The following is a 23,599-nucleotide window of genomic DNA, read 5'->3' on the forward strand; positions in this document are numbered from 1 at the left end:
AGCATCCTTACTTTTTGGTTTCTTTATAATCCCTTCCGGCAACGCGGTTGCCTTGACCTGATACGGTTATGTTGTTTGATGCTGTGTTACCAGCAGTCAAAGCCGCAAGAGCAGCAGCTTTTAGTGCAAGAGGAGCCTCTCGATAGCTATTGAGTAATTCTTCTTCATCTGTTGTAAGTGCTGCTGTGGACCGAACTCCTGTCACGATATATTGAACATCAACACCAATTTTCGCGATGGCATTCAAATACAAAATGTCAGGGGCACGTTCACCTTTCTCATACTTGAGTTGAGCCAGTTTTTTGACGCCACCCATCTCTCCGAAAGCCATCTGACTCAAACCAATTCGCTCACGCTCTTCTTTAACTCTCTCGCCGATATTCAACTGCATAGAAAAATCCCTTGACAGGTATTCATATGAATACCAATATATGCATCACAGACACTTAGCAGATCACACTATACCACTATGACACAAGTACATCATGGGCACCGATCACGTACCCCTAAGAACAGTGTGGCTGGCGGAACCCTACCGCTTCGCCTCTCTCCTGAAGAGCGTTCAACAATTGAAGCTATGGCAGAAGTTGAATGCCGCTCAGCATCAAACATGATTCGTATCGTTTTCTTGCGTGGGCTTGAAGCTATGAAGCCAGCTAATCAAAAAGAATCAGGTAATTAATCTGAGTTCTCAAAAACCATGGAATTAATATTTTTGCCGAGAGGTGAGATATGTCAGGTATCACTATTAATTTAAATGTGATGTCCCCTTATTTGTCATTGCAGGAATACTCAAAGGTAACTGGAATTCCTTTCGATACATGCAGGGGAATGGTAAGGGATGGACGAATAATTATCCGGCCCAAGAAATTATCAGGCGATAAGGTGGAAGTTAATATGGTGGCAATGCTTAAAGACGCCATCGCAAATAGCTGAAGGAAAACTATGATCCATGCAATTCAACCAATCAGCACGCATAGCAGCGAATACCGCGGATTCACGATCATCAGATTGCCGCGCAAAGCAGTACAGCCGATAACCCGCTATCACCTTTGGCGCGGTGATCACTCGTTTGGAAAATTCGACGCGCAAGCAGAAGCGACAAGCTATGTCGATTCACTCTACCGTCAGCGAGGTGCCGATCATGCATGAGCCATTTTTAGTCGCTGCCGATCTGGTGCTGGCAATGTATGACCGCCGTCAGGCTAACAGCAAAACTGTAGAGCCACACTCAGCAAGCGAAATTCATTGGGGCTCTGAGATGCTGATAACTCTCGCAGGTGTTGCTGCTTACACCGCAAACGCGGAATCAGTGGTCATCAATGAAATTGCTAACGAATGGCGTCGCTCTGGCGTTCGCCCTGTTAACTTCCTGCCATCAACAGAAGGTGCAGCATCATGACAAATCAATGCCCGTCACTGGCCTCCATGCTGACTAAAGGCCATTTAGTTTCACATCACGCCCACGGTCGCGGCTGGCTTGAAACGCCAGACGGTCGCTTTTACCAACCGAAGGCCAGCGAAGTACAGTTCATCAAAGGTCGCAATCTGCCGTTTATTTCCAAACTGAAACCCCGCCGCCGCTGGTTCGCGCGGTTAATGGGTATCTTCGCGTAACTGATGGCAGGCTTGACCATGCAAAAACAAACCGATAGTGAGCAACAGCGCCTGCGCAGCATTATTCAGGTTCGAAAATGTCAGGACATGATTGCAGAGTCGAAGAGTAAGCGGAATCAAACCAAGATTTATATAAATGGTTTGGGCTCCCGTTATCGGATTTATATTTATTCATTTTCAGGCGTTCATCATGAAAATAATAACCTTAAATTCGAGCAGTTGACGGCGAATGACCGCCGAAAGGTAATAAATGGATTAAGAGAGTTGCGAGACTTTATAAAAACAGTACCTGCCGTGTTACCGGATAAAGACATTAATATTGTCTGATATTTAACTAAGTAGTAAAGAGTTGGCTCATTTACATGTGGACGGGTTTCTTGCTGTCTAAATTCTGGAGGTTAGTAATGATTAATTCAAAACAGTGTGAGATGTGTGGAGCATTGAAAGCAGTTGGTGATTTGAAAAGAATACTGAAGAAAAACGAACTAACTGCGGCATTAATAGGAGTGGCGGCTGTAGAGCGTGAGCTGCTAAACAACGCAAAAGAAATTACTGAATTAAATAATGATCTGGATGAGGCGGTAAAAAATTATGACCGACTTTTGTTTGCGTTGCTGGCAACTGATGAGGCGCGAGAATCCGGCATGGCGGATGATCGTCCCGTTCTCGCTATCTCAATTGATGAAGCATTAAAGGTTATTGAGTCCATGCGTCTCAAGCTGCGTGAGTATCAAATACTAGATGAAATTCCATTCGGTAGCATGGAGCAGGAGCCAGAGCATGAATAAAAATATTCTAAAATGGGCGGGGAGCAAATCCCGTCTCATGCCTGAATTGCTAACGCAGTTGCCCAAAAGTGATTTTTTAATCGAGCCTTTTGCGGGTAGTGCTTCTGTTTTCATGAATACCAATTATAAAGGTTATGTACTTGCTGACAGTAACATTGACCTTATGAATCTCTATAAGGTTGCGGTTGCTGACACGGCCGAGCTAATTTGTATGGCTAAAAAGATTTTTGAAGATTGGACGGATGAAAAGTCTTTTTATGCTGCTAGAGATTATTTCAATCAAAAGTCTGAGAGGATGGCTGATAATTCACTGATGCAGGCAACATACTTTTTATATTTAAATCGGCATTGTTATAACGGGTTGTGTCGCTATAACCAAAAAGGCGAATTTAATGCACCTTATGGCAAGTTCAAATCTGTCTATTTTCCAGAAAATGAAATTATTCTCTTTGCTGAAAAAGTACGCAATACAAATACTTTATTAATTGAAGGTGATTTCAAAAAAACCATTCAACAGCACGCAACCGCAAATGCGGTTATTTATTGCGATCCACCATATCTGCCAGTTAGTAAGACTTCCAATTTTTCACAGTACAACGCTGCGCCATTTGGTGCCAATCAGCATCAAGAGCTGGTTGCTGCGTTAATTGATGCTCAGCGGCGTCACGGCGTGAAGGCGGTGATCTCTGGTAGCGATACAGAAGAGACGCGCCGCATTTACAGTTCTTTTGATCTCAAGTCCGTGAATGTGCATCGCTCTGTCAGCGCCAATTCAGCAAAGCGCGGAAACACTGCTGAAGTTATTGGCACTTTGAAAATCTGTGAAGATTGCGGCGGTGCCGGTGGTGGCTGCTGCCCTGACTGTGGGCCTGCGATGGGTGATGCAACTTATAAAGCGACGGCTGATGCGGGGGTGTTTGATGAGGAATGAACTCGCCGCGGTCATCGCTATTGTTGTGTATTTCCTTCTTTCATTTATGGCGTTTGTTGCAATGGCTTTTTATGAAAAGGGATTAGAGCCATCAAAGCGTAAAGGTTTAGCCGTTGTTTCAATGGTGTCAATTTATTGGCCGTTAATTCCCTGCTATCTGCTTTTGTGTTTCGTCTGCTGGGCCTATGGAAGTTTGTATGAGCGGATTGTGTCGGGAGTCGATAAATGACCGGCTTTGATCTCGGCACGGCTAAGTCTGCTGAAGTAATAGTTTTCGCGGTGGTTGAGCGCATTGTGAGTCGCCATAAGATTGGCGATTTTTGGATTGTTGAGTTTGAAGCTCTCGATCTTTACGAAGATGTTTCTGTCCATCATGAGTTTATTTTTTATACTGCGCGAGAAGCATACAAATTCAAGCTGGGGCGTCCTGTTACATGGGTTAAAAACCCCTCTGGTTTTGATGATGGGCTTCGATTCTGATGGAAGTGAACCAACGCGGGCGCATCGCCCCATCACCGCCGCCACCATTCCCCGGAAACGCAGAAGCGTTTACCGGGGTTTATGCATGGAATCAGCCACGCGCTGCAATTTCAACTGATGCCTGTACGCCTCCGATCGATGATTGGGCGTTCGGCCTTTGTCAGAAAAATGAACCGGCTGTGCCTTCTCGCCGCGCCCGCCGCCGCATGGATTCATTGCCGCATTTTATCCGCCGTTTTTACTCGCAACACGTTGACAAGCTGACTGAGCAACAAGGGGCAGAGCGCGCCAATAAGTATTTAGTTAACACGTTCGAAAAGTACATATTGCCGCGCATTGACAATGTTAATGACCGTTACCGTCTTGGGATTTTGCCCGGCCTGTTATTGCCGTTCGGCGATGATTTTGCGTGTATCCCGTGGAGTGGCAAGCGTGAACTGAAGCGGCTGGCGCACCGGCTTGCAGATTGTATAACCAATGAATTCATGACCATGTTTGAGCACCAACAAGGTGCTACCGGTGATAATTCGTTTGCCGTTGTTTATGCGTATGGTCGCGCGGCATGGCTGGTTATGCACCTCAATATGATCGCACCCGGCTGGAGTGCGTATTGTCAGGAAGAATTAACCTATGTCGATGCGCTGCGTGCTATGGGGCGTATTGAGTCGCCATCATGGTGGCTTAAACGTTTGACGCGTATGCGTAACGAATGGCGCGAACATCTGATGATCGCCGCCTGTTATGTGTCGAAAAAGAATGCGCCCTATTGCAGCGATATGACGTTGAAGGAGTGGCAGGCGCAGCGTAAATCAAACATCGAATATCTGAAGGCGATGGAGCTTGAAGATATTGAAACCGGCGAGCGCACGTCATTGGCCGATAAGGTTCTGAAAAGCACTGCAAACCCTGAAAATCGCCGCCGTGAGCTGATGACGCGCGTCAGTGGTTTTGAAGAATTAGCCAAAGCCGATGGGCTGGCCGGTGAGTTTTATACGCTCACCGCACCATCGCGCTATCACAGTATGCACACCAGTGGTTCGCGGAATGACAAGTGGACGAAGTGCGCATATTCCCCTCGTAACACTCAGCGTTATCTCTGCAAGGTTTGGGCCCGTACCCGCGCCGCATGGCGCAGGAAAGGGATTCGTGTGTTTGGCTTTCGCGTTGCCGAACCGCATCAGGACGCTACACCGCACTGGCATCTGCTGCTATTCATGCCTCCTGAATATGTTGAGCAGGCCCGCGAGATTTTCCGCAAATATGCCCTACAGGAAGACGGTCATGAGCCAGGCGCTCAGGAGCACCGTTTTACGGCTAAGCCAATCGATCAGGCAGTAGGTTCGGCAACAGGCTACATCGCGAAATACATTAGTAAAAACATTGATGGCTATGCGCTGGACGGCGACACAGACAATGAGACAGGCGAGCCGCTTAAAGAAATGGCAAAGCGTGTTAATGCGTGGGCGTCTCGCTGGCGTATTCGCCAGTTCCAGCAAATCGGCGGTGCGCCGGTTTCGGTGTATCGCGAATTGCGCAGGATGCCTAACCGTGATCTGTGGCTTCATCCCGAAGTTTCGCCGGTTCACGCAGCGGCAGACAGTGGCCGGTGGGCTGAATACACAGCGGCACAGGGTGGCGCGTTAGTTGAGCGCCGCAATATTCGCGTGCGCCTGGCATATGACATTACCGAAAACGGCAATGATTTTGGTGATGACGTCAGCAGAGTAACCGGCGTTTACGCGCCTGCAACCGGCAGCGATTCCGTCATTTATACACGCACCACAACTTACAAAATCGTGCCAAAGCTAAAGCCGGAACAGGTTGAGGCTTTGGCCGTTGACCTTAAGGGCGCAGACGCGCCCCCTTGGAGTTCTGTCAATAACTGTACGCGCCCCGGATTCAGCGAACCGGGAAAAGAGCGTCAGTCTATATATGATGACTGTGCCAGCTGGCTAGATATTGGAGCTATGACGCGGCAGGAATGCCAACAAGTGGCCGCAAGGCTCAAAAAGATGAGTAAAAAAGCTAAAAAGAATCGTCCGCCGGATGACTCATTGCCTTCAGTACACGAACAGCCAACAGGATTGGCTGGTCAGGTGGCTGAGCAGCTCCGAAAAATTGGCATTTATCCGGATTCATGGGAGTTGAGTGCGCTGATTGGTGGTGGTGAGATCAATTTCGGTGACGGCTACGCCTTCAGATTGAGTAATGGAAGCTTAATTTATTTGGGTTGAAATTTCGAAATCGTTGATGAACTATGATGGGGAGGCCCGTGCCGTAACAATATATGGATGCTAGAATGCAACAGATGACTAATAGAGAAACGGATGAATTAACTCGACTGTATTACGAGAGTTTTGACTGTTGCAGTGAGTGTAATTATAAATTTGTAAAGGGTGATACTAAACACTCCGGATTCGGAGTTAATGACAAGCCATTACATGTTTGTGATAATTGTTCATATAAATTGATCGAAACTTCTAGGCGCACATATTTCGAGTATCGTCCGTTTAAAACGCCCGAGAAGAACACGAAATTATGGCGATATATGGATTTCACAAAATATGTCAGTTTAATTTCATCTTCAGCACTCTACTTTGCGCGTTCTGATACTTTCGAGGATGTATTTGAAGGTGCTAAAGGTTATGAAAAGAACAAGGGTAAATGGGATAGTTATTATCTTAACTTTTTTCGTGGCGTAGTAACCAATTTGCCAGATGGTGTTAAGTCAACGCTTTCCACGGATGAAATTGAATCCCAAGCAAATAAAATTTTTAATGAAATGAATGAAGGTTCATTGCGTGCTAGGAAGAGAACATTTATTAGTTGCTGGCATGAAAATGAGCATGAGTCAGAAGCGATGTGGCGTTTGTATTCTAAAGTTTGGGATAACGCCATAGCAATCAAAACGAGCTATGGAAGCTTGTATAAGGCCTTAGGTTCGGATTATTCAATCTCAATTGGCAGAGTGGAATATATTGATCTTAGAAAGAATTACGCAGGAATAAATGAAGCCTTTTGGAGAAAGAGAAAGTCTTTCGAGCACGAGAGGGAAGTTCGAGCTATAAAATATGAAGATCAAAGTTTTGAACGGAATGGATTGTCCTTAAGTTGTGATTTAAACTTGCTGATTGAAGATGTTTTTATTTCGCCCAAAGCACCTGAGTGGTTTAGGGGATTAGTTAATGAAATAAACAAAAAATATTCAGTGACGGCAAGGGTTAGTCCTTCAGAGTTAGATGAAACACCATTCTTTTAAGGATGATTCAGTTGATAGTGAGATTATCAGAAGGTTGATAATCAATAAGGCAGCAAATAAAAAACCCCGCATCGCGGGGTTATTTATTCAGTTTTGAAGCAGCTCCAGCGCGAACTGACGTTCATCCGGTCTTAGCCGCTCAAGCAATGCTTTCACCAGATTGTTACCCGTCAGCCCGCTGGGGCTCAGGGAATGGGAGTATGTCGCGTTGAATACAAATGTATGACCGCATTCAACCCGCTGGCAGGCGCAGTATAAATCTGCGACCTTTTTGTCTTTCCATTCCGATTTACGAATGATGGCCGGTGATTCGCACTCGGGGCATTTAATTTTGAAAACTCGCATATTCTCGACTCCGCACGCCAGAGATGAGCATTGCGAGAATTTTAGCCTATTTCGTCTCATGAATCGCTGTTTCCTGTGTCTTTGACTGGCTTAGTCACATCAAAATGCAGATGAAGGTGCGCGGGTATCTCGGGATCGTTATTAATACCGGCCATAAATTTGCGTTGCAGCGGTATTACCTCATCTTTGCGATATGTCGCGCGTGCTGTTTCAGGGTTGCCCATAACCGCGCCGTTAGTCGGAATAATACCGGCCAGACCTGACGGGAAGCGGTGCGCTGTCAGAACGTCTTGCGCGGTAATGCTTTTCACATTCACAAATTCATCTTTCGCCGACACTTCGCCGATGGGTATCAGCTTGATTCCGTCAGGGTCGCCCTTCGGAATACTGATAAACATGTTACGGAAGTTGCCCACGCCTCTGGATTGCTCAATTTTTTCCTTAATTTCTGATTCGACTTCTACGCTGATGTTTGGATCGTTGGCGTAAAGGATGAACCCCATATGTGCGCCGTTGTGATAGTAGCGGCGGCGGAAAATAGTGGCCTCACTGTTGAGTAAAACGGAGTGAATCCCGCCGATATAGTCCGGCAGGCCGTAAACCTGCTGGCGCGGGTCATACATTTTGTAAAACACGATATCTCGCGGCAAATATACCAGCGGCTCACCTTCCTGAAGAATCACAAAGCAGCCATCTTTGCGCCTGCGCATATAAAGCGAGGGCAGAGGCTGGAGCGCGATCACCACTCCGAACACGTTGCGCACCTTCAACACCGGCACGTCACCGAATAACAGGTAATCGAACGCCATCTGCTCAATATCATCAGCCGTCAGGCCGCCGCCAATGTAGCCACTTGCCACCATGTTGCGCCGCGCGTAGAGCACGCCGCCGTGCTGGCCGTTCAGATTGGGCAGTTGTGACAGCGCCAGACGGTCAATCGGCAGTTGCCAGTGATCAAAGTCGCTGTCATACCAGATATTTTGATAATCCGTGCCGGTCGTGAGTATTGGCTCAGGTTCGCCAAACGTTACAACGCTGTTTCGACTCGGTGAGAAGGTTTTCACCTCTTCTGGCGCCTGCTGGCTGGCCTTTTTCTTGTTCTTTCTCAACTTGCAAAACTCCAGGTCGATTTACGGTCATATTCATAATCAAGCGGCTCGTTAATAACCGCGTGAGCGATGGCAAAAAATACGTCAGCGTGCCCGGTGGCCTCTGAGCGCTCCGCCACGAAGGTCAGAGCGTTGCCGCTGGCGGTGGTGGTGCGGCGAATAGCCATGAAGCTGGCGGCGATTTCGGCCCGCTCCTTGTTGCTTTCGTCCTGGGCATCTTTAACCCACTGGATGCGCTTGCGCTCTACAACGTCGATCATCTTCAGCACCAGGCGGGTTTTGCTTTCGACGCTGTAAAGGATGGGCGTTGCTTCACGGATGGCGAAGCGCGTGACAAGGTCATACACACCGCGCCCGATGCCGGTGGTATCAATGCCGATATACGTGATATTGAAGCGGCGCATCAGCTGCTTGATCTGTTCAGCCTGCCAGTTGAAGTTAAGCCCCAGCCATTGATAAATGGCGAGCACGCGGAACGGCTCGCCAGCGTCAAGCGGCGGCGCAACAATCACAAAGGTGGAGTTGTCGCCTGATCGTGAAGGGTCAAAACCGGCCCACACTTCACGGTTGCCGAACGGGCGGGCGGCTGTAGGGTCGTAGTCCTGCCAGATAGCGCCATCAACCTCGCAGGCGGTGAGGGTCGCAAACTTGAACACGGCGTCTTTGCTGTCAACGAAAACGCACATATAGAGCATGTTAAACGCGGTTTCGTTGTACTTGTTGCGCAGGCGTTCGATATCAACCAGCGCACCGAGCCCGCCGCTGATCGCATCTTCCATCGTGATGATGTAGCGCCAGATCCCGTCCGGGCATTTAACACCACCTTTTCGCATTTCGCTGTCTTTCGGGAACGTAGCGGCTTTGCGTTTTTTATCGTCACCGCGCCATTCATCACCCGTCCAGACCGGATAAGCCTGATGTGTTTTGGCGCTGGGCGTTGAAAAGTAGGTTGTGCGGAACTTGTCATGCGTTGCCATCGCGCTGGCAACTTCATGCAGTCGCGTAAATTTGGGTATCCAGAACACCTCATCACCGTAAAGATGGCCGTTGAAGCCCTGCGCGGTGCTGGCGTTGGTGGAAAGAAAGCGCAGAATTGCGCCGTTACTCAGGCGGATGTTTTTTCCCGTCAGCGTCACGTTGAAGTGCCGTTGTGCAATCTGCACGATGTATTCACGGAAGATTTCAGACTGTGCCCGCGAGGCAGAGAAAAATATCTGGTTATCGCCGCTGATCACTGCGTCTTCAAACGCTTCCCACGCAAAATAGTAGGTCATACCCACCTGGCGGCTTTTCAGGATAAAGCGCCACTCTTCAGCAGTGTGCTCCCTGCAATGCAGCTGGTAGTCAAAAAGATGGCCGCGCGCGAATTCGTCCAGCATTTCGGGTGTAATGCCTGATACGTCATTTTTCTTGTACTTCCGCTTACGCTCGCCGCCTTCGCCTGACAGATGAAACGTGCCGCCGTCATCGTTGTGACTGGCCGGTGCACTGCGGGCTTTGATCTCCGCCATCTTCTCAGCGTGTTTATTACGCTGAGCCATCACCTTGACGTGCTGCGCGATCAGGTCTCGCATCTCTTCCAGTTCCAGCGCGGTTTTTTTCTCGCGGTTGGAAAGCAGGTTAATGCGGCGCGTGATCGCCTCTTCCACGGATTCAAGCGGCAAGTGATTTGACCACTGCTCTTTATCAGCCCAGTGGTAAATAGTGCGCGGTGGCACGTTCAGTTCCTGCGCTATTTCTTTTGGCGTCCAGCGCTTTAGAAATAATGTGCGGGCGGCTGTTTTAATTTCATCGGAATATCTGCTCATGCTGCCATTATGAAGGGGATAATCCAGCAGGATGATAATTAAATATCTGATGCGCTCGGTTAAAGGCTTATATCCGAATATAAAATAATTAACTCGGGTGCGATGCTTTTATCTTTCCGTAATACTGCCATTCACAGCACGACACTATTATTTAATTTCATTATTTCAGGGCTGATTATGCCAACACCAACACAAGTAACTGACTGGCTGTGTATCTCATCATCCGGGCAGGCAGTTGACGGTCGCATCATTGAACCGCAATGGCTGATTGATGCCGCAGAAACGTATAGCCGTGGCACATACACCGCTATGGTCTGGCCGCATCACCCGCAGTATGAAATCGCTGAGCGCGAATTTACCTGCAACATGGGTGAGGTTGACGCGCTGAAATATGAAGTTGACGGCGATAAAATAAAGCTATTCGCAAAAATTATCCCTAATCAATTTTTAATTGATGCCAATCGCATGGGGCAAAAGTTATTTACCTCAGCGGAATTTGTGTCTGATTTTGCGGGAAGCGGTCGTGAATATTTATTTGGTCTGGCTGTGACTGATATTCCGGCCAGTCTGGGAACAGAAAAAATCACTTTTAATCTGGCGGGTGAGCAGAAAGCAGCAGAGCGCGGAAATATGGAAGCGTTCAGCCTTGGCTCACTGAATAAGCCAGCAAAAAAATCATTCTGGTCGCGGGTGTTCTCTGCTCAGAGTGAAAACACGCCAACGCCAGAAACAGAGCCCGCACCGGGTGAGGATTTAAAGATGGATGAATTAAAAACGCTGATTCAGCAGCTTGTTGAATTGCTTAACAAGGCACAGGAAACGACTGAGGCAGAAAATCCAGCGGCTGAAACGCCGGAGGTTGCTGCTGAAGAGGTCGCGGAAATCGCTGACGAAATCGCGGCAGCGGCTGAAGAGGTGGCAGAGCTGGCTGATGAAGTTGCAGCAAATCCTGAAGACGAGGTGAAAGCCGAAAAGTTCAGCGCCGCAAAAGCTAGCCTGATGACTGCAATGAAACGCTTCACCGCGGTTAAGCCAGCGCCGCGCCGGTCTCGCCGACGTGAGTTCTCAGCACGCCGCCGCGATAAGTCCAGCAAGGGGGATAGCAAAGGTGTTAATGCCGAACTCACCGCGCTGACAACGCAGCTCACGAATGCGCTTACCACGCTTTCCGCGACTGAACTCACGCAGCGCCCAAATAATGCGCCAGATGGCTCCAAAAAACCGCACGAGTTTACTTAAGCCTCGCGGCGACCATTAACCGCTGCATCAGGGAAAAACACTATGCAATTAACACCAAAAGCTGAAGGCATGCTGCGCAAGTTTGCGGCAGGTCTGGCAAAAGCCAACGGGGTGGAATCTACCGCCCGATTTTTCGCACTGACTCCCATGGTCGAAACGCGTTTACGTAACGCGCTGATCCAGTCGTCTGAGTTCCTCGGCATGATTAACGTGATGGACGTTGATCAGGTAAATGGGCAGGTCGTAACAACCGGCAAGCCTGGGATTTATACCGGGCGTAAGCAGGACAGCCGCTTTTATCGTCCTCTGGGCGTGGACGGCAACGAATATAAATTAGCTGAGACTGATTCAGGCTCTTTTCTGGCTTACAACACGCTGACCGCGTGGGCGAACTCAGGCAGTGAAGATGAGTTCTTCCAGCGAATCCAGGCGTTCAGTAATGAATCTTTCGCGCTGGATATGCTGCGCATCGGCTTCAATGGTGTCAGCACTGCGCCAAACACCGATCCGGATGCAAATCCGAATGGTGAGGACGTCAACATTGGTTGGCACCAGATTGTTAAAACCCGCAGTCCTGCACAGATTGTCACGGACACCGTGACGCTGGGTAAGGGTGGAGATTTTATTTCACTTGATGCGGTTGTTACGGATCTGATTCATAGCTGCATTCTTGAGCAGTACCGTTCTGATCCGAGTCTGGTTGTGCTGGTCTCTGCTGACCTGATTGGGCATGACGCAACAACCATGATGAATATGGTTGATCGCCCGACTGAAAAGGTCGCCGCGCAGCTCATCAACCGCCAGATTGCCGGGCGTCAGGCCTATTCGCCGCCGTTTATGCCTGCTGGTCGCCTGGTCGTCACTACGCTGGATAACCTGCATATCTACACCCAGAGCGGCACCCGCAAGCGCCGCGCAGAGTGGAGTGATGATCGCAAGCGCTTCGAAAACAACTACCTGCGTATGGAAGGCTATGCCGTTGAGCACGATGAGCTGTACGCCGCGTTTGACAAGGTTGAAGCCGCTGAGCCGGTAGAGCCTGTCGCAGACGGAGGCGAATAATCATGGCCCTGTCACCTGCACAGCGTCATCGCGCACGCATCAACGCTTCCAGAGCACTTGATCGCCGCGAAGCGCTGACGTGTTCCCCGGTCAGCTTTCATCTTCAGCTGAATGAGCTGAAACGTGATGTTGAGCGCCTGCGCAACCTGCCCGCGACGGCTGATCGCGTGGACATGAAGCGCGATGAGTTGCTGCCGCGCTGGTTGCCTTCGGTGGAAACGTATTTAGCGGGTGACAGGGCTTTTGATAATCCAGTCTTTGCGTACTGCGTTGTCTGGCTGATGGATACCGGCGAGATGGAAAGGGCGCTGGACTGGGCTGATATCGCCATCGAACAGGGCCAGCGCACGCCGGAAAACTTCAAGAGTACGTTTCCCGCCTTCATCGCGGATAACGTCATGGAGTGGGCTTACAACGAGGCCGCAGCCGGTCATAGCATTGAACCGTATTTCACACGCACGTTTAACAACGTGCGCGATAAGTGGCGCCTGCACGAAGACATTAAAGCCAAATGGTTCAAGTTTGCAGGGCTGTACATGCTGCGCGATGAGAACGGCAAGCCACGCGCCACGGCGGTTGAGGATGTGCAAATCCTTGACCAGGCCGATCAGCTGCTGGCGCAGGCCGAAAAATTTAACCGTAACGCCGGGGTGAAAACGATGCGGGACAGGATTACCGCCCGCATTCGCTTCCTGACGGAACAGTAAAACGACTCCCGCAAGCCGGGGGCGGGCCCGGTGGAGGCATCAGCCGTCAGGCTGTTGGCCGTGGAAACCGTAAGCCCGCCACTTAACTCAGGAGGAGCGTCATGAATGGCCCTTCATTTGGTATCAGTGGGCGCCGGATTGATTATCAGGACGTGCCCATCACTAACGGTGATGCTTTCTGGCCTGATCTCAATCTTGGTGAGTTCCAGCGTTCGCGCACCATACCGGCAGACACGCCAGCCGATACGGCAGGCCGCGCGGTGCTGGCGGCAATCGGAGAGGTTAACAGCACGCTCGCACCGGTTGTTAAGCACTGGACGGAGCGCGGCACTGAGAGGGCGGCAGACGCGCCGGGGGCGCGGATGCAGGACGAAAATACGCTTACGGCGCAGTACAAAAAAGCGGTTTACGCCCGCGCAAAAGCCGATCTGATGGGTGAGTTTGCCACGGTTGGGCGGCGTGATTCCCATCCCGGTCAGGAAAGCAATGATTCCCGCGAGTCGTTGCTTGCTGAAGCGGCCTATGTCATGCGCAGCATGCTGCAATTGCCGCGCGTTGGGGTGCATCTGATATGACGCAGCTTGAGAGCCTGACGGACTTCATCACGGCAAACATGCCGCCTCGCGCCATGACTCAGTTTCAAAGCTCGATGGATGACTGTGAGCTGACGCCCTCGCCGAAAGCGATGGGGATGGAGCAGAAGCGCATCGGCTATATGCGCTATAGCGTTGTGCTGTCGTGGGACGATTACCCGTATCGCGCATGCTCACCTGTCCAGCTCTATGCGCTGGTGCTGGCGTGGATTGCCGATTACAGCAATGACCTTTACGACGAGCTAAAGCTGACGCCGCCAACGGTTGATCCTGAGTTTATCGACGAACAAACCGCGATGGTGCAAATCGCCGTGCCGGTCGCTGATCCCATCATTCTGCGGGTGTCCGATAAGGGCGCCATCCCGCAGGCGGGCAAGCGCTGGGACGTGGTATACGCCGAAATCTGGACGGCAGAAGAGGCAGAAGTCATCCCGCAGCGGGGCAAAAGCCAGTGATCCGGGGCGAACTCAATCAGCGGCAGCTCGCGCAGCTGCGTAACTCGCTGGCGGCGATTGACCTGCCGGCCAAAAAGCGCCAGCGCCTGCTGTGGCGAATTGCAAAGCTTGGGATCGTGGTGGCAGCAAAGCGCAACCAGCGAAACCAGACCGCGCCGGATGGCACGCCGTGGGCACCGCGCAAGCGGGGCAAAGGCAAGATGCTGCGAGGCCTGCCGAAGCTGCTGGCCGTGCGTGAAATGCCGGAGATTCAGGGCGTCAGAATTTATCTGCGCGGCGGTAACTACCGCAACGGCGCCAGGCCGATTGCGGCGGGTCTGGTCGGTGCGGTGCAGCAGGAAGGCGCAAAAATCAGCATGACCGCCAGCAATGCTCCTCGCAAGCAGCAGGCAAACAAGCCCGCGCTGCCACGACAGGCTAAAAGGCTCAGGGCGCTGGGGTACAAGGTCAGGAAGGGTAAAGGCTGGGTGAAGCCAACCAGTAAACACATTATCGCCAATATGAGCATGGCGCAGGCGGGTCTGCTGATCAGAAAGCTAAAGGGCACGCCAGCCAAACGCACCTGGACGATTGACCTGCCGGGGCGCGTGTTCCTCGGCGTAAATGATGAAGAATTTAACAAGATTCTTGCGCGTCAGCTCCAGGCCATCGGCTTCGGAACGGAATAAACGCGCAGGATAACCGGGGGTAAGAATGACCTTTCCTAATGTAACCGTGAGCCAGCGAAACCGCTTTAACGGTACAACCAAAGAGGTTGAGCGTGTAGTGCTGTTCGTGGGCTATGGAGTCACTAACACCAATAAAACGCAGGCAGTAAACACCGGCACGGATTTAGATAAAGCGCTTGGTGCTGAAAGCTCGCTGTTAAAGAGTCTTGTCAGTGCTGCACGTACAAACGCAGGTCAGAACTGGTTTGCGTATGTGCATGTATTGCCAGCTGCGTCTGGTGATGCACCGGCTGCTGCTGAAGACGATCAGGTGTGGATTGATGCTGTTTTAGCTGCGCAAAGCGTGGCGTCAGTTGAAGGCGTGGTGATCGCCATTGATGTTGTAGAGAAGGCAACAATCAATCGCGCTACTGAGCTGCGTGCAAACCTGACAGCAAGTTATGGGCGCTGGGTGTGGTTCACGCTGTGCGTCGGCCCGCCTGATGAAGATGAAAGCTGGGCTGATTACGCGCTTCGGCTCAAAACGCTTCAGGAAGGTGTAGCAGCCTATGGCGTGCAACTGGTTCCCCGCCTCTGGGGCAATGAACCGGGCGTGCTGGCTGGCCGCTTATGTGATCGCAGCGTCACGATTGCCGACAGCCCCGCACGCGTTGCAACCGGGCCGCTGCTGTCGATGGGCAGCGATGTGCTGCCGGTAGATGGCGAAGGTGTAGAGATTGATCTCGGGGTGCTTCAGGGGCTGGAGTTACTGCGCTACAGCGTGCCGATGTGGTACCACGATTTTGATGGTTTTTACTGGTGTGACGGTCGCACGCTGGACGTTGAGGGCGGTGACTATCAGGTGATCGAGAACGTGCGAATTGTGGATAAAGCCGCGCGTAAAGTGCGCTTGCGAGCTATTCCCAAAATTGCCGATCGTACCCTCAATAGCACGCCGGGCAGCATTGCCGCGCATGAAACCTACTTCGGTAAGCCACTGCGTGAAATGTCGATTTCCAGCTCTATCAACGGCGTGGAGTTCCCCGGAGAGGTGAAGCCGCCAAAAGATGGCGATATCACGATCACCTGGCTGACCAGCATCAAAGTGAACATTTTTATGGTTGTCCGTCCTTATGAGAGCCCGAAAGAAATCGGCGTCAGTATCGAACTGGATACCACACTGGAGAACGGCCAATGAGCGAGCATATCAGCAGCGCTGCATTCGATGTGAACTACGACGGCGTGATGATCCACGTCGAAAGCGCAACCCTGTCTATCACGGATAACAGTACCGCCACGCAGCTGCGTGGCGTGCCGAATGGTTTTGTAAAGGGCTCGGTTTCCGCAGACCTGGAGATTGAGGTGGACGCCGCCAACTTCAAGAAGTTTGGCGCAGTTGCACGCGCGGCGGGGTCATGGCGTGCCATCCCGGTTAAGGACATTCTTTTTTATGCCAATACCGGCGAGCAGGAAGAAAAAATAGAGGTATTTGGCTGTAAGCCGCTGCTTTCTGATCTGCTCAGCCTTAACCCGAATGAAGCCAGCAAAACGACCAAAAAGGTCAAGATGATGATCACCAGTCCTGACTTCATTCGCATTGATGGCGTGTCGTATCTGGATGAGCGCGACACGCGAGACTTAAAGGGATAGTCATGCCAAACGGTGAAACAACGTTACTAGCGAAACTGATTTTCCTCGGGGCAATGATTGCGACCGGTCAGATTCTCGTAAGTCAGGAAAAAATCACGCCCCGGCTCTTTATCGGTCGCATCCTGCTGGGTGTGCCCGTGGCGTTAATGTCCGGCGTAGTGCTGATCAAGCTCGGTGAGCTGCCTGAGCTGGCAATCATTGGATTAGCGTCACTGCTGGGCATTGCTGGGCACACGGCAATTGAAGCGGCCGCAAGGCGCTGGGTTAAGAGAAAGGGGCGCGGCCATGACGCTCAGTGAAAAGCAGCAGCTGTTCGCGGTGATGATCGCCAACCTGATTCTGTGGGCGAGTGACAAAGGCTTGCGCGTGACCTTTGGCGAAGCATATCGCACGCCAGAGCAGGCAAGGCTTAATGCTGGCAGCGGCAAAGGTATCGCCAACAGCCTGCACACGCAGCGCCTGGCTGTTGATCTGAACCTGTTTATCAACGGCGTATATCAGGAAAAAAGCGAGGCGTATTTGCCGCTGGGCGAGTACTGGGAAAGCCAGGGCGGCTCATGGGGTGGGCGTTTCAAATCCCGCCCTGATGGCAATCACTTTAGCCTTGAACACAATGGCGTGCGCTGATCATGAAATATCTGATTATGTCCGCCGCCTGTGTGGCCGTGGCGCTGGTACTGGCATTCGTCGCAGGGTGGCAGGCGAAAAGCTGGCAGCGCGACAGTCTGGATCTGGTTGTTGAGCGTGCGGCCAGTGCCGCAGGCAACAAAGCCGGTGAGCAGTTGCAGAGTATTGCCAGCGCGTCAGCTCGCGATCTGGATGAAAAGCTGGAGGCTATAAGGAATGCACCGCCAAAAGAGATACGCACCGAACTGGTTAAGCCGGTTTTTACCAATCGCTGTATGTCTGACGAGTTTGTCAGCATGTACAACGCCGCCGCCGAAAAGGCCTTTCGTGCCCTTTCAGGAAAGTCTGCTGACAAACTGCCCGCTGGCACTGCCGCTGCTGGCGGGCAGTGACGGCAAAAGCGCGGGTGATGCGCTGCTGCGTTACCTCGACATGTACGGCGCATGCGCTGCGCGGCATAACCAGTTAGTGGATGAAATCAGGAAGCGGGAGGCCGTCAGGTGATAGTCACAAATCGCTGCATCGATCTGCGCCGCGCTGAAACGCCGGTCGCAGGTATCCAGCCGCTGAACTGCATGGATATGCGGCAGGCAGGAAATCAGAGCGTTGTGATTAACCTGCGTGCTGAGCCGCTTGATCCGCGCGTTACGTACGCTGGCCCGGCGCATATCTACTGGTCAGAAGAAAACCGGTTTGATATGTCGCCAGAAAACCTCTGGCCGCTGGAGTACCGCAACGGCGTGGCAATCGGGCGCCATGAGCCCGAACCGGCTGCAACCAACTTTCAGGGCGCTAGCCTGCTGGCGACGGTAGATGGCGCTGATTATGTCGGCACTGTGGGGATGATAGTTGGCGATATGTCCGGGCCTACCGGTTTTCCGGTTGCGACGTTTAACAACAACTGGGACAAAGCGGCAATTTACAGCAATGCAGAGGCAAGCTGGCTTGTACCGGAATACCCGGAAGCATCGGAATCAACGTTCATTCGCCGTCTGATCCCCTTTGTTTCCCGCGCTGAATCGCAGCTGCGCACGTACATAGCCCGACTGAATGCCGGTAACTATTGCTACGCGCTGAGCCGGGCGGTTCCCGCTGGTTCAGGGGTCGCCTCGTTCTTCAACTGCCGCGATACCGATCTGCGAATTGGCGTGAGCCTTATCCAGGTTGAAAGCGGTGTGTTGGCAACCTCGCCCATTATCACCGGGGCGGGCGTGGCAGAGAATCGCGCGGCAGCGTCGGTAAGCATCGATACAAGCGGCGGCTTTTCCGCGCTGCGCGTGCATTTCAGCGCGGGAGAAGCGGAGCAGCACGCAGTGACAGGAAACAGTTTTCAGCTGCCAGTGGCGTCACGTCATTGGGGAGAGCGCTACATCACTCAACTGGAGTTAGTTAGATGACCGTTAACGTTATGGCCGGTGCTGACTGGCAGGAATATGACGCGGGCACCGATAGCGTGATCTGCTGCCGGTTCAGTGAGGGGGAGCTGACGCAAAGCGATGCGCAGCCCGCGCCAACCCTGATCGGCTTCCCGGTCACAGAAGTTTTGCAATACCGCGTAAGCGGCAAAGTATGGCTGCGTGCCGCGAAGAACTCGCGCAAGGGCGCACTGTTTGTAATCAACCGTAATTAATCAACAGGTAACAGCATGAGCGATAAAAAAAACAACACCATCAGTTTAACCGCAGCAGGCGTCGATCTGGTGTTTGCACCTAACCGCACCGCCTACAACGGCCTGATTAATGAAATGAGCATGACGAACAAGATTGCACCTACGGTGACATATCTGGGCCGCATCGTTCAGCCGGAATCGAAAGAGGCACTGAATCAGCTGATTGAGAATCACCCAGGCATTGAGCTCCAGCTTGCGGATGCGGTTAACAAGATTTATTCGCCGGAAATTGCCATCACCGTAAAGCCATAACCGCCAGGCTTGAGGCCATCCGCGCCAATCACTTGGAGCAGTATTCGGTGCTGCTGAGCCATTACCTGCCGCACGCAGAAGATACTGAAGAGAACATCGCGCGGGCGCTGTGGCTGGATGAATATTTTTCTAACACGCTCGCAAGAAAAGTCGCTGCCGGGATTGGCATAGCGTTTAACGGAACCTGATATGCGTCAACTTGATTTCACCTTAGCCATGATCGACCGAATCAGCAGGCCGCTGCGGCAGGCAAAAGCCTCGCTGTCTGGCTTCGCTGAAAGCTCAAAGACCTCTTTCATGCAGATAGGTACGGGCGCGGCGGCGATGTGGGGCATAGCGCAGTCGATTCAGAGTGTGCTGGGGCCGGCCTACGAAATGGACGCGGCACTGGGTGAAGTTGGTTCGCTGGGCGTGGCGGAAAATACGCTGAAAAAGCTGTCGAGTGAAGCGCTCAAACTCAGCGTGCAGTACGGCAAAAGCGCCACAGACATTGTGCGGTCAAGCTACGCCATTAAGGGCGCGATGGGCGGGCTTGCCGATCAGGACTTGCCGCGCGTGACGGTGGCGGCGAATACGCTGGCGGCGGGCGTCAGGGCCAGCGGCGAGGAGGCGGGCGCGTATATGGGCGCAATGGCCGCGCGTTTCCGCTCAGAGCTGGACAGCCTCGGCCATGTTGAATTTGCTGAGCAGCTTGCCGGTAAAACCGCGTACATGGTGAAAAACTTTGGCGTCAACATGCAGACCATGCAGGGGCTGATCGAGGGCACCAAAAACGCGGGCGCTGACTTTGGCGTAAGCCTCAACGAGCAGTTTGCCGTGCTGGGTGAGCTGTCGCGCACGATGGGCACTGAGTCCAGCGGCATGTATGAACAGTTCCTGCGCAGTGCGCCAGCTGCTGCGCAAAAGCTGGGGATGAGCTTTGTCGATGCAACCGGCAAGCTGCTGCCGATGGGCGACATCCTCCAGAAAATTCAGGACAAGTTCGGCACCAATATCGCCGGAAACGTCAAGGCACAGCAAAAGCTTGATGAGGCATTCGGCGGCGGCTCGGACGTTATCAAAAAGCTGATTGACCGTCAGGGCCAGCTTAACAAAAGCATTGCTGAGCTGGGCCGCAATGACGGCATGAAGCAGGCGCAGGAGATGGCTGAGCGCATGGCCGATCCGTGGGAACGGCTTACCGCGCTGTGGTACAGCATGCGCGTTGCGATTGGTAATACGCTTCTGCCGGTCATTAACCCACTGATTGACTGCCTGACCGAAGGCGGCAAAACGCTGACGCGCTGGCTCGACATGTTCCCAAACATCGCGCGATGGGTGGGTTATGTCACGCTGGGGATTTTGTCACTCGGCGCTGCCGGTGCACTGGCTAACATCGCGATGGGCGTCTTCGGCTTCACGATGATGGGGCTGAAGGGCATCACCGCCGTGCTGACGGGCGGATTTAAGGCGCTGCTGTGGACGTTCAATCTGCTGCGCCCTTCACTGCTGGCAACCCGGATCGGGCTGGCTGGCCTGTGGATTCAGTCGAAGCTGCTGGCGCTGTGGACTGGCGTGTGCCGTGTCGCGCTGATTGCGTGGAATGCCGCGCTTAGAGTCGGGGCCATCGCCATGCGTATCTATGCTGCAGCGACAATGTTTGCGGGCGTGGCGATGAAGCTGCTGACAAGCCCCATCACGCTGATCATTCTCGGTCTCGCCGCGCTGGCGGGCGGCGTCTGGTATGTCGTCACCCACTGGGATCAGCTCAAAGCCTCACTGATGGACAGCGCCGCATTTAAGTGGGTGATGCAGATGGCCGGTGAGGTCGGGCAGTTCTTCGGCAACGTCTGGGAGAGCATCACGCTCGGCTGGGAAATGGTGGTCAATTTCTTTAGCGGGCTTTCGCCGGTCGCCGCGTTTGAGGGCTTTGCCAGCACCATCAAAGGCGTGTTCAGCAGTCTTTTCGACATGCTGAAAAGCACCTTTGCCAGCGCTTATAGCTGGATAGTTGAGAAGCTTAATAAGATTCCCGGCATCGATATCGATCTGAAAACAAAATCGTCAGCGCCATCTGTGTCAGCTGGCGCTGCTGGCCCGTCACTGCTAACTGGTGATCGGGTTGGCAGCAGCATCCCGCGCGGCGGTCTGATGAGCCAGGTCAATAAAGAGAGCAAAACCACGATAGACAGGAGTTCCAGAATCGACACGGTCAATTTTGTGATGCCGAACGGCATGACGCCCGCGCAGCTCGCGGAATGGCAGGAGATGGAAGCCGGATGAATGAAGAACTGTTGTACCTCGATCTGCTGATCACTGACCGGAGCTTTACCCTGAACAGCGGCAACGAGCCGCAAATCTGCAACAACAGGGAGAGCATCGGGCAGGACGTTGTGCACATGATTATTGAAAGCGGCATTACTGCTCGCCTGCTTGCTGAGCGCAGCAAAACGATGCGCGGTGATGCGATTACCGCGTTAATTCTGCTGATTGAGAGTGATGAACGTCTTGTGCCTGGCACGATTGAAATCACCGAAGAAACTCTGTCACGGCTCTACGTTACCGCCGAAACCTATGATTTTGGCCCTCTCAGTGTCGGGGTGAATTATGACTGATAAGCCGGACGTTGATTTTAATGAGGTGCTGCGCGACAGCGGCATGCCGACGACAGAAGCAGAGATTCAGGAAAAGTTTCAGCAGGTAGTGTGTGATGAAAATCTGATCACGAACACCTCCAGAATGTCGCCTTTCTGGCGGCTGATCACCGCGCTGATCACTAAGCCGGTGCAGTGGATTATCGCAGCGCTTGCTGATGTAGTGCTGCGCAATATGTTCGTTGCCACTGCTGGCGGCAAAATGCTGCGCCTGCTGGCGTGGGCGGTAAACATTGAAGCCAAACCGGCCAGCGCGGCGCGGGGCGTATTGCGGTTTGTGAAGACCGCCGCCGACAGCGTGGTGACAGTCAGCGCCGGAACGGTGATACAGACCGAGCGTATTAACGGCGTGATCTATGCCCTGAAGGTGACAGAAGATACGACTATCCCGGCAGGTGAAAGCAGTGGCCTCGTCCCGGTGATCGCAACTGTTGCGGGCAGCGGGCATAACCTTGCGCCGGGCTATTTCCGCATTTTCCCGGTCGCCGTGGCGGGCATTGCGAGCGCGGTGAATGAGGATGACTGGCTGGTCAGCCCCGGCGCAGATGAGGAGTCTGACGACGAATTACGCGCCCGCGTGCGCAATCAGTTCAACCTGGTTGGCAACTATCACACCGATGCAGCTTACCGCAGCATGATTGCTGGCGTGACGGCGCTGAGCGTTGACCGGGTTTTCTTTAAGCATGACGCGCCGCGCGGGCCGGGAACAGCTAATGCCTATCTGCTGCTGGACAGTGGCGAGATATCGCAGCCGTTTATTGATGCGGTAAATGACTACATCAACACGCAGGGGCACCACGGACACGGTGACGATCTGCAGTGTTACGCCATGCCGGAAACTCAGCACGATCTGGCCGTCACGGTATTTGTGCCCAGTACCGCGAACATGACGGCGGAGGAGCTGACTGAACTCAAACGGGACGTGAGCAACATGATCCGCTGCGCCTTCCGGGAAAACTCAACCTATGAGGTCAAAAAAACGTGGCCGTATGGGCGTTTCTCGTTTTCGAATCTCGGGCGCGAGATTCACAAGCAGTTTCCCGGCATTGATTCCCTTCAGTTCTCACTGAGCGACATCATCAGCGAACTCTCTGTGCCGCGCCTCAGCAGCCTGACGGTGGGGGTTGAAGATGCCTGATTTTAACAGCCTGCTGAAAAGCCTGCGGTTGCCGTCGTGGATGGATCAGGGCGAGCCCGCGAAGCTGCTGCGGGCCTGCGTGAAGTTCTGGCGCTGGGTTTATGAGTGGGTGCAGTGGCCGCAGAAACAGTTTGATCCGCTGACCTGCGCCGAACCGCTGCTGAACCTGCTGGCGTGGGAGCGCGACATAACGCGTTTCAAGGGTGAGCCGCTCGATCTCTACCGCAAGCGCGTCAACTTTGCATTTGTTAACGCGCGTGATGCGGGAGAGGTAGCAGGGTTTATCGCGATATTTGAGCGGCTGGGGATTGGCTATGTCGAGGTGCAGGAGCGTCAGCCCGACATCGACTGGGACGTGATCGTCTTGCAAGTCACCGATAACCAGATTTCTGATAACAGCGAGTTGCTGCTTGAAATCATCCGCAAATATGGCCGCACCTGCCGCCGTTATCAGTACAAAGTCACCACGCCGATGAGTATGCCGGTGCGGATTGGCTGGTTTCAGGGTGAATACATTTGCTACCCGGTCAGCCTGCGCGACATCCCGGACGCGCTAAACGTGACGTTTAGCGCGAGTTTAAAAGGATAAA

The 23,599-nt window shown here is 52.6% G+C and carries 34 protein-coding genes; 30 read left to right on the top strand and 4 right to left on the bottom strand.

The genetic code is table 11. The features are described from left to right. Window positions 1–7: 7 nt before the first annotated feature. Window positions 8–391, bottom strand: a complete 384-nt coding sequence (locus ACYAC5_RS07315) for a helix-turn-helix domain-containing protein (protein ID WP_462062689.1) — start codon at window positions 389–391, stop codon at window positions 8–10. Between the two features lie 341 nt (window positions 392–732). Here ACYAC5_RS07315 and ACYAC5_RS07320 point away from each other — a divergent pair, with 341 nt between their 5' ends. The 11 genes from ACYAC5_RS07320 to ACYAC5_RS07370 all read left to right on the top strand — a co-directional run bounded on the left by ACYAC5_RS07320 (window position 733) and on the right by ACYAC5_RS07370 (window position 7,075). Continuing rightward, the gene (locus ACYAC5_RS07320) at window positions 733–936 is read left to right on the top strand and encodes a DNA-binding protein (RefSeq protein WP_462062691.1); all 204 of its coding nucleotides are present in this window, start codon (window positions 733–735) and stop codon (window positions 934–936) included. 9 nt (window positions 937–945) lie between these two features. After that, entirely contained in the window at window positions 946–1,152 is a 207-nt protein-coding gene (locus ACYAC5_RS07325; RefSeq protein ID WP_462062693.1) for a hypothetical protein, read from the top strand. Then, window positions 1,145–1,402 (top strand): hypothetical protein, encoded by a 258-nt coding sequence (locus ACYAC5_RS07330; protein WP_462062694.1) that lies wholly within the window; start codon window positions 1,145–1,147, stop codon window positions 1,400–1,402. The genes ACYAC5_RS07325 and ACYAC5_RS07330 overlap by 8 nt, the downstream gene beginning before the upstream one ends. Next, complete coding sequence (locus ACYAC5_RS07335) at window positions 1,399–1,617, top strand: phage filamentation protein Fil family protein (protein WP_462062696.1); 219 nt, start codon at window positions 1,399–1,401, stop codon at window positions 1,615–1,617. Before ACYAC5_RS07330 ends, ACYAC5_RS07335 begins: the two co-directional genes overlap by 4 nt. 18 nt (window positions 1,618–1,635) lie before the next feature. Further along, window positions 1,636–1,944, top strand: coding sequence for a hypothetical protein (locus ACYAC5_RS07340; protein WP_462062697.1), 309 nt, complete (start codon window positions 1,636–1,638; stop codon window positions 1,942–1,944). A 77-nt stretch (window positions 1,945–2,021) separates the two neighbouring features. Then, on the top strand, window positions 2,022–2,405 hold the full coding sequence (locus ACYAC5_RS07345; protein ID WP_462062699.1) for a hypothetical protein: 384 nt from the start codon (window positions 2,022–2,024) through the stop codon (window positions 2,403–2,405). Further along, complete coding sequence (locus tag ACYAC5_RS07350; protein ID WP_462062700.1) at window positions 2,398–3,336, top strand: DNA adenine methylase; 939 nt, start codon at window positions 2,398–2,400, stop codon at window positions 3,334–3,336. Before ACYAC5_RS07345 ends, ACYAC5_RS07350 begins: the two co-directional genes overlap by 8 nt. Continuing rightward, on the top strand, window positions 3,326–3,565 hold the full coding sequence (locus ACYAC5_RS07355; protein ID WP_462062701.1) for a hypothetical protein: 240 nt from the start codon (window positions 3,326–3,328) through the stop codon (window positions 3,563–3,565). Before ACYAC5_RS07350 ends, ACYAC5_RS07355 begins: the two co-directional genes overlap by 11 nt. Then, window positions 3,562–3,816 carry a hypothetical protein gene (locus ACYAC5_RS07360; protein ID WP_462062702.1) on the top strand — a complete coding sequence of 85 codons (255 nt, stop codon included), beginning with the start codon at window positions 3,562–3,564 and terminating at the stop codon, window positions 3,814–3,816. Before ACYAC5_RS07355 ends, ACYAC5_RS07360 begins: the two co-directional genes overlap by 4 nt. Next, a complete protein-coding gene (locus ACYAC5_RS07365) occupies window positions 3,816–6,050 on the top strand; it encodes a replication endonuclease (RefSeq protein ID WP_462062703.1) in 2,235 nt (744 codons plus the stop codon). The genes ACYAC5_RS07360 and ACYAC5_RS07365 overlap by 1 nt, the downstream gene beginning before the upstream one ends. 314 nt (window positions 6,051–6,364) lie before the next feature. Next, a complete protein-coding gene (locus tag ACYAC5_RS07370; protein ID WP_462062704.1) occupies window positions 6,365–7,075 on the top strand; it encodes a hypothetical protein in 711 nt (236 codons plus the stop codon). Between the two features lie 87 nt (window positions 7,076–7,162). Here the strand turns inward: ACYAC5_RS07370 and ACYAC5_RS07375 are convergent, their stop codons facing one another. From ACYAC5_RS07375 to ACYAC5_RS07385, 3 genes are read right to left on the bottom strand one after another with little or no spacing between them, the layout of a single operon-like run. Then, window positions 7,163–7,480 carry an Ogr/Delta-like zinc finger protein gene (locus tag ACYAC5_RS07375; RefSeq protein WP_462062705.1) on the bottom strand — a complete coding sequence of 106 codons (318 nt, stop codon included), beginning with the start codon at window positions 7,478–7,480 and terminating at the stop codon, window positions 7,163–7,165. Next, window positions 7,477–8,529, bottom strand: a complete 1,053-nt coding sequence (locus tag ACYAC5_RS07380) for a phage portal protein (RefSeq protein ID WP_462062706.1) — start codon at window positions 8,527–8,529, stop codon at window positions 7,477–7,479. The genes ACYAC5_RS07375 and ACYAC5_RS07380 overlap by 4 nt, the downstream gene beginning before the upstream one ends. Continuing rightward, window positions 8,526–10,337: a terminase large subunit domain-containing protein gene (locus tag ACYAC5_RS07385; protein WP_462062707.1), complete on the bottom strand. Its 1,812-nt coding sequence runs from the start codon at window positions 10,335–10,337 to the stop codon at window positions 8,526–8,528. Before ACYAC5_RS07385 ends, ACYAC5_RS07380 begins: the two co-directional genes overlap by 4 nt. Window positions 10,338–10,514: 177 nt before the next feature. Here ACYAC5_RS07385 and ACYAC5_RS07390 point away from each other — a divergent pair, with 177 nt between their 5' ends. From ACYAC5_RS07390 to ACYAC5_RS07480, 19 genes are all read left to right on the top strand, one after another. Beyond that, on the top strand, window positions 10,515–11,576 hold the full coding sequence (locus ACYAC5_RS07390) for a GPO family capsid scaffolding protein (RefSeq protein ID WP_462062709.1): 1,062 nt from the start codon (window positions 10,515–10,517) through the stop codon (window positions 11,574–11,576). Between the two features lie 42 nt (window positions 11,577–11,618). Next, window positions 11,619–12,638, top strand: a complete 1,020-nt coding sequence (locus ACYAC5_RS07395; protein ID WP_462062710.1) for a phage major capsid protein, P2 family — start codon at window positions 11,619–11,621, stop codon at window positions 12,636–12,638. Between the two features lie 2 nt (window positions 12,639–12,640). Continuing rightward, on the top strand, window positions 12,641–13,345 hold the full coding sequence (gpM, locus tag ACYAC5_RS07400) for a phage terminase small subunit (protein WP_462062712.1): 705 nt from the start codon (window positions 12,641–12,643) through the stop codon (window positions 13,343–13,345). Between the two features lie 101 nt (window positions 13,346–13,446). Next, window positions 13,447–13,920, top strand: a complete 474-nt coding sequence (locus ACYAC5_RS07405; RefSeq protein WP_462062713.1) for a head completion/stabilization protein — start codon at window positions 13,447–13,449, stop codon at window positions 13,918–13,920. Then, window positions 13,917–14,393 carry a phage tail protein gene (locus ACYAC5_RS07410; RefSeq protein ID WP_462062714.1) on the top strand — a complete coding sequence of 159 codons (477 nt, stop codon included), beginning with the start codon at window positions 13,917–13,919 and terminating at the stop codon, window positions 14,391–14,393. Before ACYAC5_RS07405 ends, ACYAC5_RS07410 begins: the two co-directional genes overlap by 4 nt. Then, window positions 14,390–15,061, top strand: coding sequence for a hypothetical protein (locus ACYAC5_RS07415; RefSeq protein ID WP_462062715.1), 672 nt, complete (start codon window positions 14,390–14,392; stop codon window positions 15,059–15,061). Before ACYAC5_RS07410 ends, ACYAC5_RS07415 begins: the two co-directional genes overlap by 4 nt. Before the next feature lie 25 nt (window positions 15,062–15,086). Beyond that, a complete protein-coding gene (locus tag ACYAC5_RS07420) occupies window positions 15,087–16,238 on the top strand; it encodes a DUF2586 domain-containing protein (RefSeq protein WP_462062716.1) in 1,152 nt (383 codons plus the stop codon). Further along, complete coding sequence (locus ACYAC5_RS07425; protein ID WP_462062717.1) at window positions 16,235–16,690, top strand: phage protein; 456 nt, start codon at window positions 16,235–16,237, stop codon at window positions 16,688–16,690. The genes ACYAC5_RS07420 and ACYAC5_RS07425 overlap by 4 nt, the downstream gene beginning before the upstream one ends. A 2-nt stretch (window positions 16,691–16,692) precedes the next feature. After that, on the top strand, window positions 16,693–16,989 hold the full coding sequence (locus ACYAC5_RS07430) for a phage holin family protein (protein WP_462062718.1): 297 nt from the start codon (window positions 16,693–16,695) through the stop codon (window positions 16,987–16,989). Beyond that, the gene (locus ACYAC5_RS07435) at window positions 16,976–17,317 is read left to right on the top strand and encodes a M15 family metallopeptidase (RefSeq protein ID WP_462062719.1); all 342 of its coding nucleotides are present in this window, start codon (window positions 16,976–16,978) and stop codon (window positions 17,315–17,317) included. The genes ACYAC5_RS07430 and ACYAC5_RS07435 overlap by 14 nt, the downstream gene beginning before the upstream one ends. 2 nt (window positions 17,318–17,319) lie before the next feature. Continuing rightward, entirely contained in the window at window positions 17,320–17,709 is a 390-nt protein-coding gene (locus ACYAC5_RS07440) for a hypothetical protein (protein WP_462062720.1), read from the top strand. 108 nt (window positions 17,710–17,817) lie between these two features. Beyond that, entirely contained in the window at window positions 17,818–18,714 is an 897-nt protein-coding gene (locus tag ACYAC5_RS07445; RefSeq protein WP_462062722.1) for a hypothetical protein, read from the top strand. Further along, window positions 18,711–18,947 carry a hypothetical protein gene (locus ACYAC5_RS07450; protein WP_462062724.1) on the top strand — a complete coding sequence of 79 codons (237 nt, stop codon included), beginning with the start codon at window positions 18,711–18,713 and terminating at the stop codon, window positions 18,945–18,947. Before ACYAC5_RS07445 ends, ACYAC5_RS07450 begins: the two co-directional genes overlap by 4 nt. A 15-nt stretch (window positions 18,948–18,962) precedes the next feature. Then, window positions 18,963–19,238 carry a putative phage tail assembly chaperone gene (locus tag ACYAC5_RS07455; protein WP_462062725.1) on the top strand — a complete coding sequence of 92 codons (276 nt, stop codon included), beginning with the start codon at window positions 18,963–18,965 and terminating at the stop codon, window positions 19,236–19,238. 47 nt (window positions 19,239–19,285) lie between these two features. Then, complete coding sequence (locus ACYAC5_RS07460; RefSeq protein WP_462062726.1) at window positions 19,286–19,426, top strand: DUF6890 family protein; 141 nt, start codon at window positions 19,286–19,288, stop codon at window positions 19,424–19,426. 1 nt (window position 19,427) lies between these two features. Beyond that, complete coding sequence (locus ACYAC5_RS07465; protein ID WP_462062727.1) at window positions 19,428–21,500, top strand: phage tail tape measure protein; 2,073 nt, start codon at window positions 19,428–19,430, stop codon at window positions 21,498–21,500. Beyond that, window positions 21,497–21,832 (top strand): DUF2590 family protein, encoded by a 336-nt coding sequence (locus tag ACYAC5_RS07470; RefSeq protein WP_462062728.1) that lies wholly within the window; start codon window positions 21,497–21,499, stop codon window positions 21,830–21,832. Before ACYAC5_RS07465 ends, ACYAC5_RS07470 begins: the two co-directional genes overlap by 4 nt. Beyond that, window positions 21,825–23,009, top strand: a complete 1,185-nt coding sequence (locus tag ACYAC5_RS07475; protein WP_462062730.1) for a baseplate J/gp47 family protein — start codon at window positions 21,825–21,827, stop codon at window positions 23,007–23,009. The genes ACYAC5_RS07470 and ACYAC5_RS07475 overlap by 8 nt, the downstream gene beginning before the upstream one ends. Next, complete coding sequence (locus ACYAC5_RS07480; protein WP_462062732.1) at window positions 23,002–23,598, top strand: phage tail protein; 597 nt, start codon at window positions 23,002–23,004, stop codon at window positions 23,596–23,598. The genes ACYAC5_RS07475 and ACYAC5_RS07480 overlap by 8 nt, the downstream gene beginning before the upstream one ends. Window position 23,599: the final 1 nt, after the last annotated feature.

This window comes from Pantoea sp. y20 (assembly GCF_054903455.1).

Coding starts and splice junctions, on each gene's coding strand:
- ACYAC5_RS07315 (WP_462062689.1), bottom strand. CDS start 391: ATGCAGTTGAATATCGGCGAGAGAGTTAAAGAAGAGCGTGAGCGAATT.
- ACYAC5_RS07320 (WP_462062691.1), top strand. CDS start 733: ATGTCAGGTATCACTATTAATTTAAATGTGATGTCCCCTTATTTGTCA.
- ACYAC5_RS07325 (WP_462062693.1), top strand. CDS start 946: ATGATCCATGCAATTCAACCAATCAGCACGCATAGCAGCGAATACCGC.
- ACYAC5_RS07330 (WP_462062694.1), top strand. CDS start 1,145: ATGCATGAGCCATTTTTAGTCGCTGCCGATCTGGTGCTGGCAATGTAT.
- ACYAC5_RS07335 (WP_462062696.1), top strand. CDS start 1,399: ATGACAAATCAATGCCCGTCACTGGCCTCCATGCTGACTAAAGGCCAT.
- ACYAC5_RS07340 (WP_462062697.1), top strand. CDS start 1,636: ATGCAAAAACAAACCGATAGTGAGCAACAGCGCCTGCGCAGCATTATT.
- ACYAC5_RS07345 (WP_462062699.1), top strand. CDS start 2,022: ATGATTAATTCAAAACAGTGTGAGATGTGTGGAGCATTGAAAGCAGTT.
- ACYAC5_RS07350 (WP_462062700.1), top strand. CDS start 2,398: ATGAATAAAAATATTCTAAAATGGGCGGGGAGCAAATCCCGTCTCATG.
- ACYAC5_RS07355 (WP_462062701.1), top strand. CDS start 3,326: ATGAGGAATGAACTCGCCGCGGTCATCGCTATTGTTGTGTATTTCCTT.
- ACYAC5_RS07360 (WP_462062702.1), top strand. CDS start 3,562: ATGACCGGCTTTGATCTCGGCACGGCTAAGTCTGCTGAAGTAATAGTT.
- ACYAC5_RS07365 (WP_462062703.1), top strand. CDS start 3,816: ATGGAAGTGAACCAACGCGGGCGCATCGCCCCATCACCGCCGCCACCA.
- ACYAC5_RS07370 (WP_462062704.1), top strand. CDS start 6,365: ATGGATTTCACAAAATATGTCAGTTTAATTTCATCTTCAGCACTCTAC.
- ACYAC5_RS07375 (WP_462062705.1), bottom strand. CDS start 7,480: ATGAGACGAAATAGGCTAAAATTCTCGCAATGCTCATCTCTGGCGTGC.
- ACYAC5_RS07385 (WP_462062707.1), bottom strand. CDS start 10,337: ATGAGCAGATATTCCGATGAAATTAAAACAGCCGCCCGCACATTATTT.
- ACYAC5_RS07390 (WP_462062709.1), top strand. CDS start 10,515: ATGCCAACACCAACACAAGTAACTGACTGGCTGTGTATCTCATCATCC.
- ACYAC5_RS07395 (WP_462062710.1), top strand. CDS start 11,619: ATGCAATTAACACCAAAAGCTGAAGGCATGCTGCGCAAGTTTGCGGCA.
- gpM (WP_462062712.1), top strand. CDS start 12,641: ATGGCCCTGTCACCTGCACAGCGTCATCGCGCACGCATCAACGCTTCC.
- ACYAC5_RS07405 (WP_462062713.1), top strand. CDS start 13,447: ATGAATGGCCCTTCATTTGGTATCAGTGGGCGCCGGATTGATTATCAG.
- ACYAC5_RS07410 (WP_462062714.1), top strand. CDS start 13,917: ATGACGCAGCTTGAGAGCCTGACGGACTTCATCACGGCAAACATGCCG.
- ACYAC5_RS07420 (WP_462062716.1), top strand. CDS start 15,087: ATGACCTTTCCTAATGTAACCGTGAGCCAGCGAAACCGCTTTAACGGT.
- ACYAC5_RS07425 (WP_462062717.1), top strand. CDS start 16,235: ATGAGCGAGCATATCAGCAGCGCTGCATTCGATGTGAACTACGACGGC.
- ACYAC5_RS07430 (WP_462062718.1), top strand. CDS start 16,693: ATGCCAAACGGTGAAACAACGTTACTAGCGAAACTGATTTTCCTCGGG.
- ACYAC5_RS07435 (WP_462062719.1), top strand. CDS start 16,976: ATGACGCTCAGTGAAAAGCAGCAGCTGTTCGCGGTGATGATCGCCAAC.
- ACYAC5_RS07440 (WP_462062720.1), top strand. CDS start 17,320: ATGAAATATCTGATTATGTCCGCCGCCTGTGTGGCCGTGGCGCTGGTA.
- ACYAC5_RS07450 (WP_462062724.1), top strand. CDS start 18,711: ATGACCGTTAACGTTATGGCCGGTGCTGACTGGCAGGAATATGACGCG.
- ACYAC5_RS07455 (WP_462062725.1), top strand. CDS start 18,963: ATGAGCGATAAAAAAAACAACACCATCAGTTTAACCGCAGCAGGCGTC.
- ACYAC5_RS07465 (WP_462062727.1), top strand. CDS start 19,428: ATGCGTCAACTTGATTTCACCTTAGCCATGATCGACCGAATCAGCAGG.
- ACYAC5_RS07470 (WP_462062728.1), top strand. CDS start 21,497: ATGAATGAAGAACTGTTGTACCTCGATCTGCTGATCACTGACCGGAGC.
- ACYAC5_RS07475 (WP_462062730.1), top strand. CDS start 21,825: ATGACTGATAAGCCGGACGTTGATTTTAATGAGGTGCTGCGCGACAGC.
- ACYAC5_RS07480 (WP_462062732.1), top strand. CDS start 23,002: ATGCCTGATTTTAACAGCCTGCTGAAAAGCCTGCGGTTGCCGTCGTGG.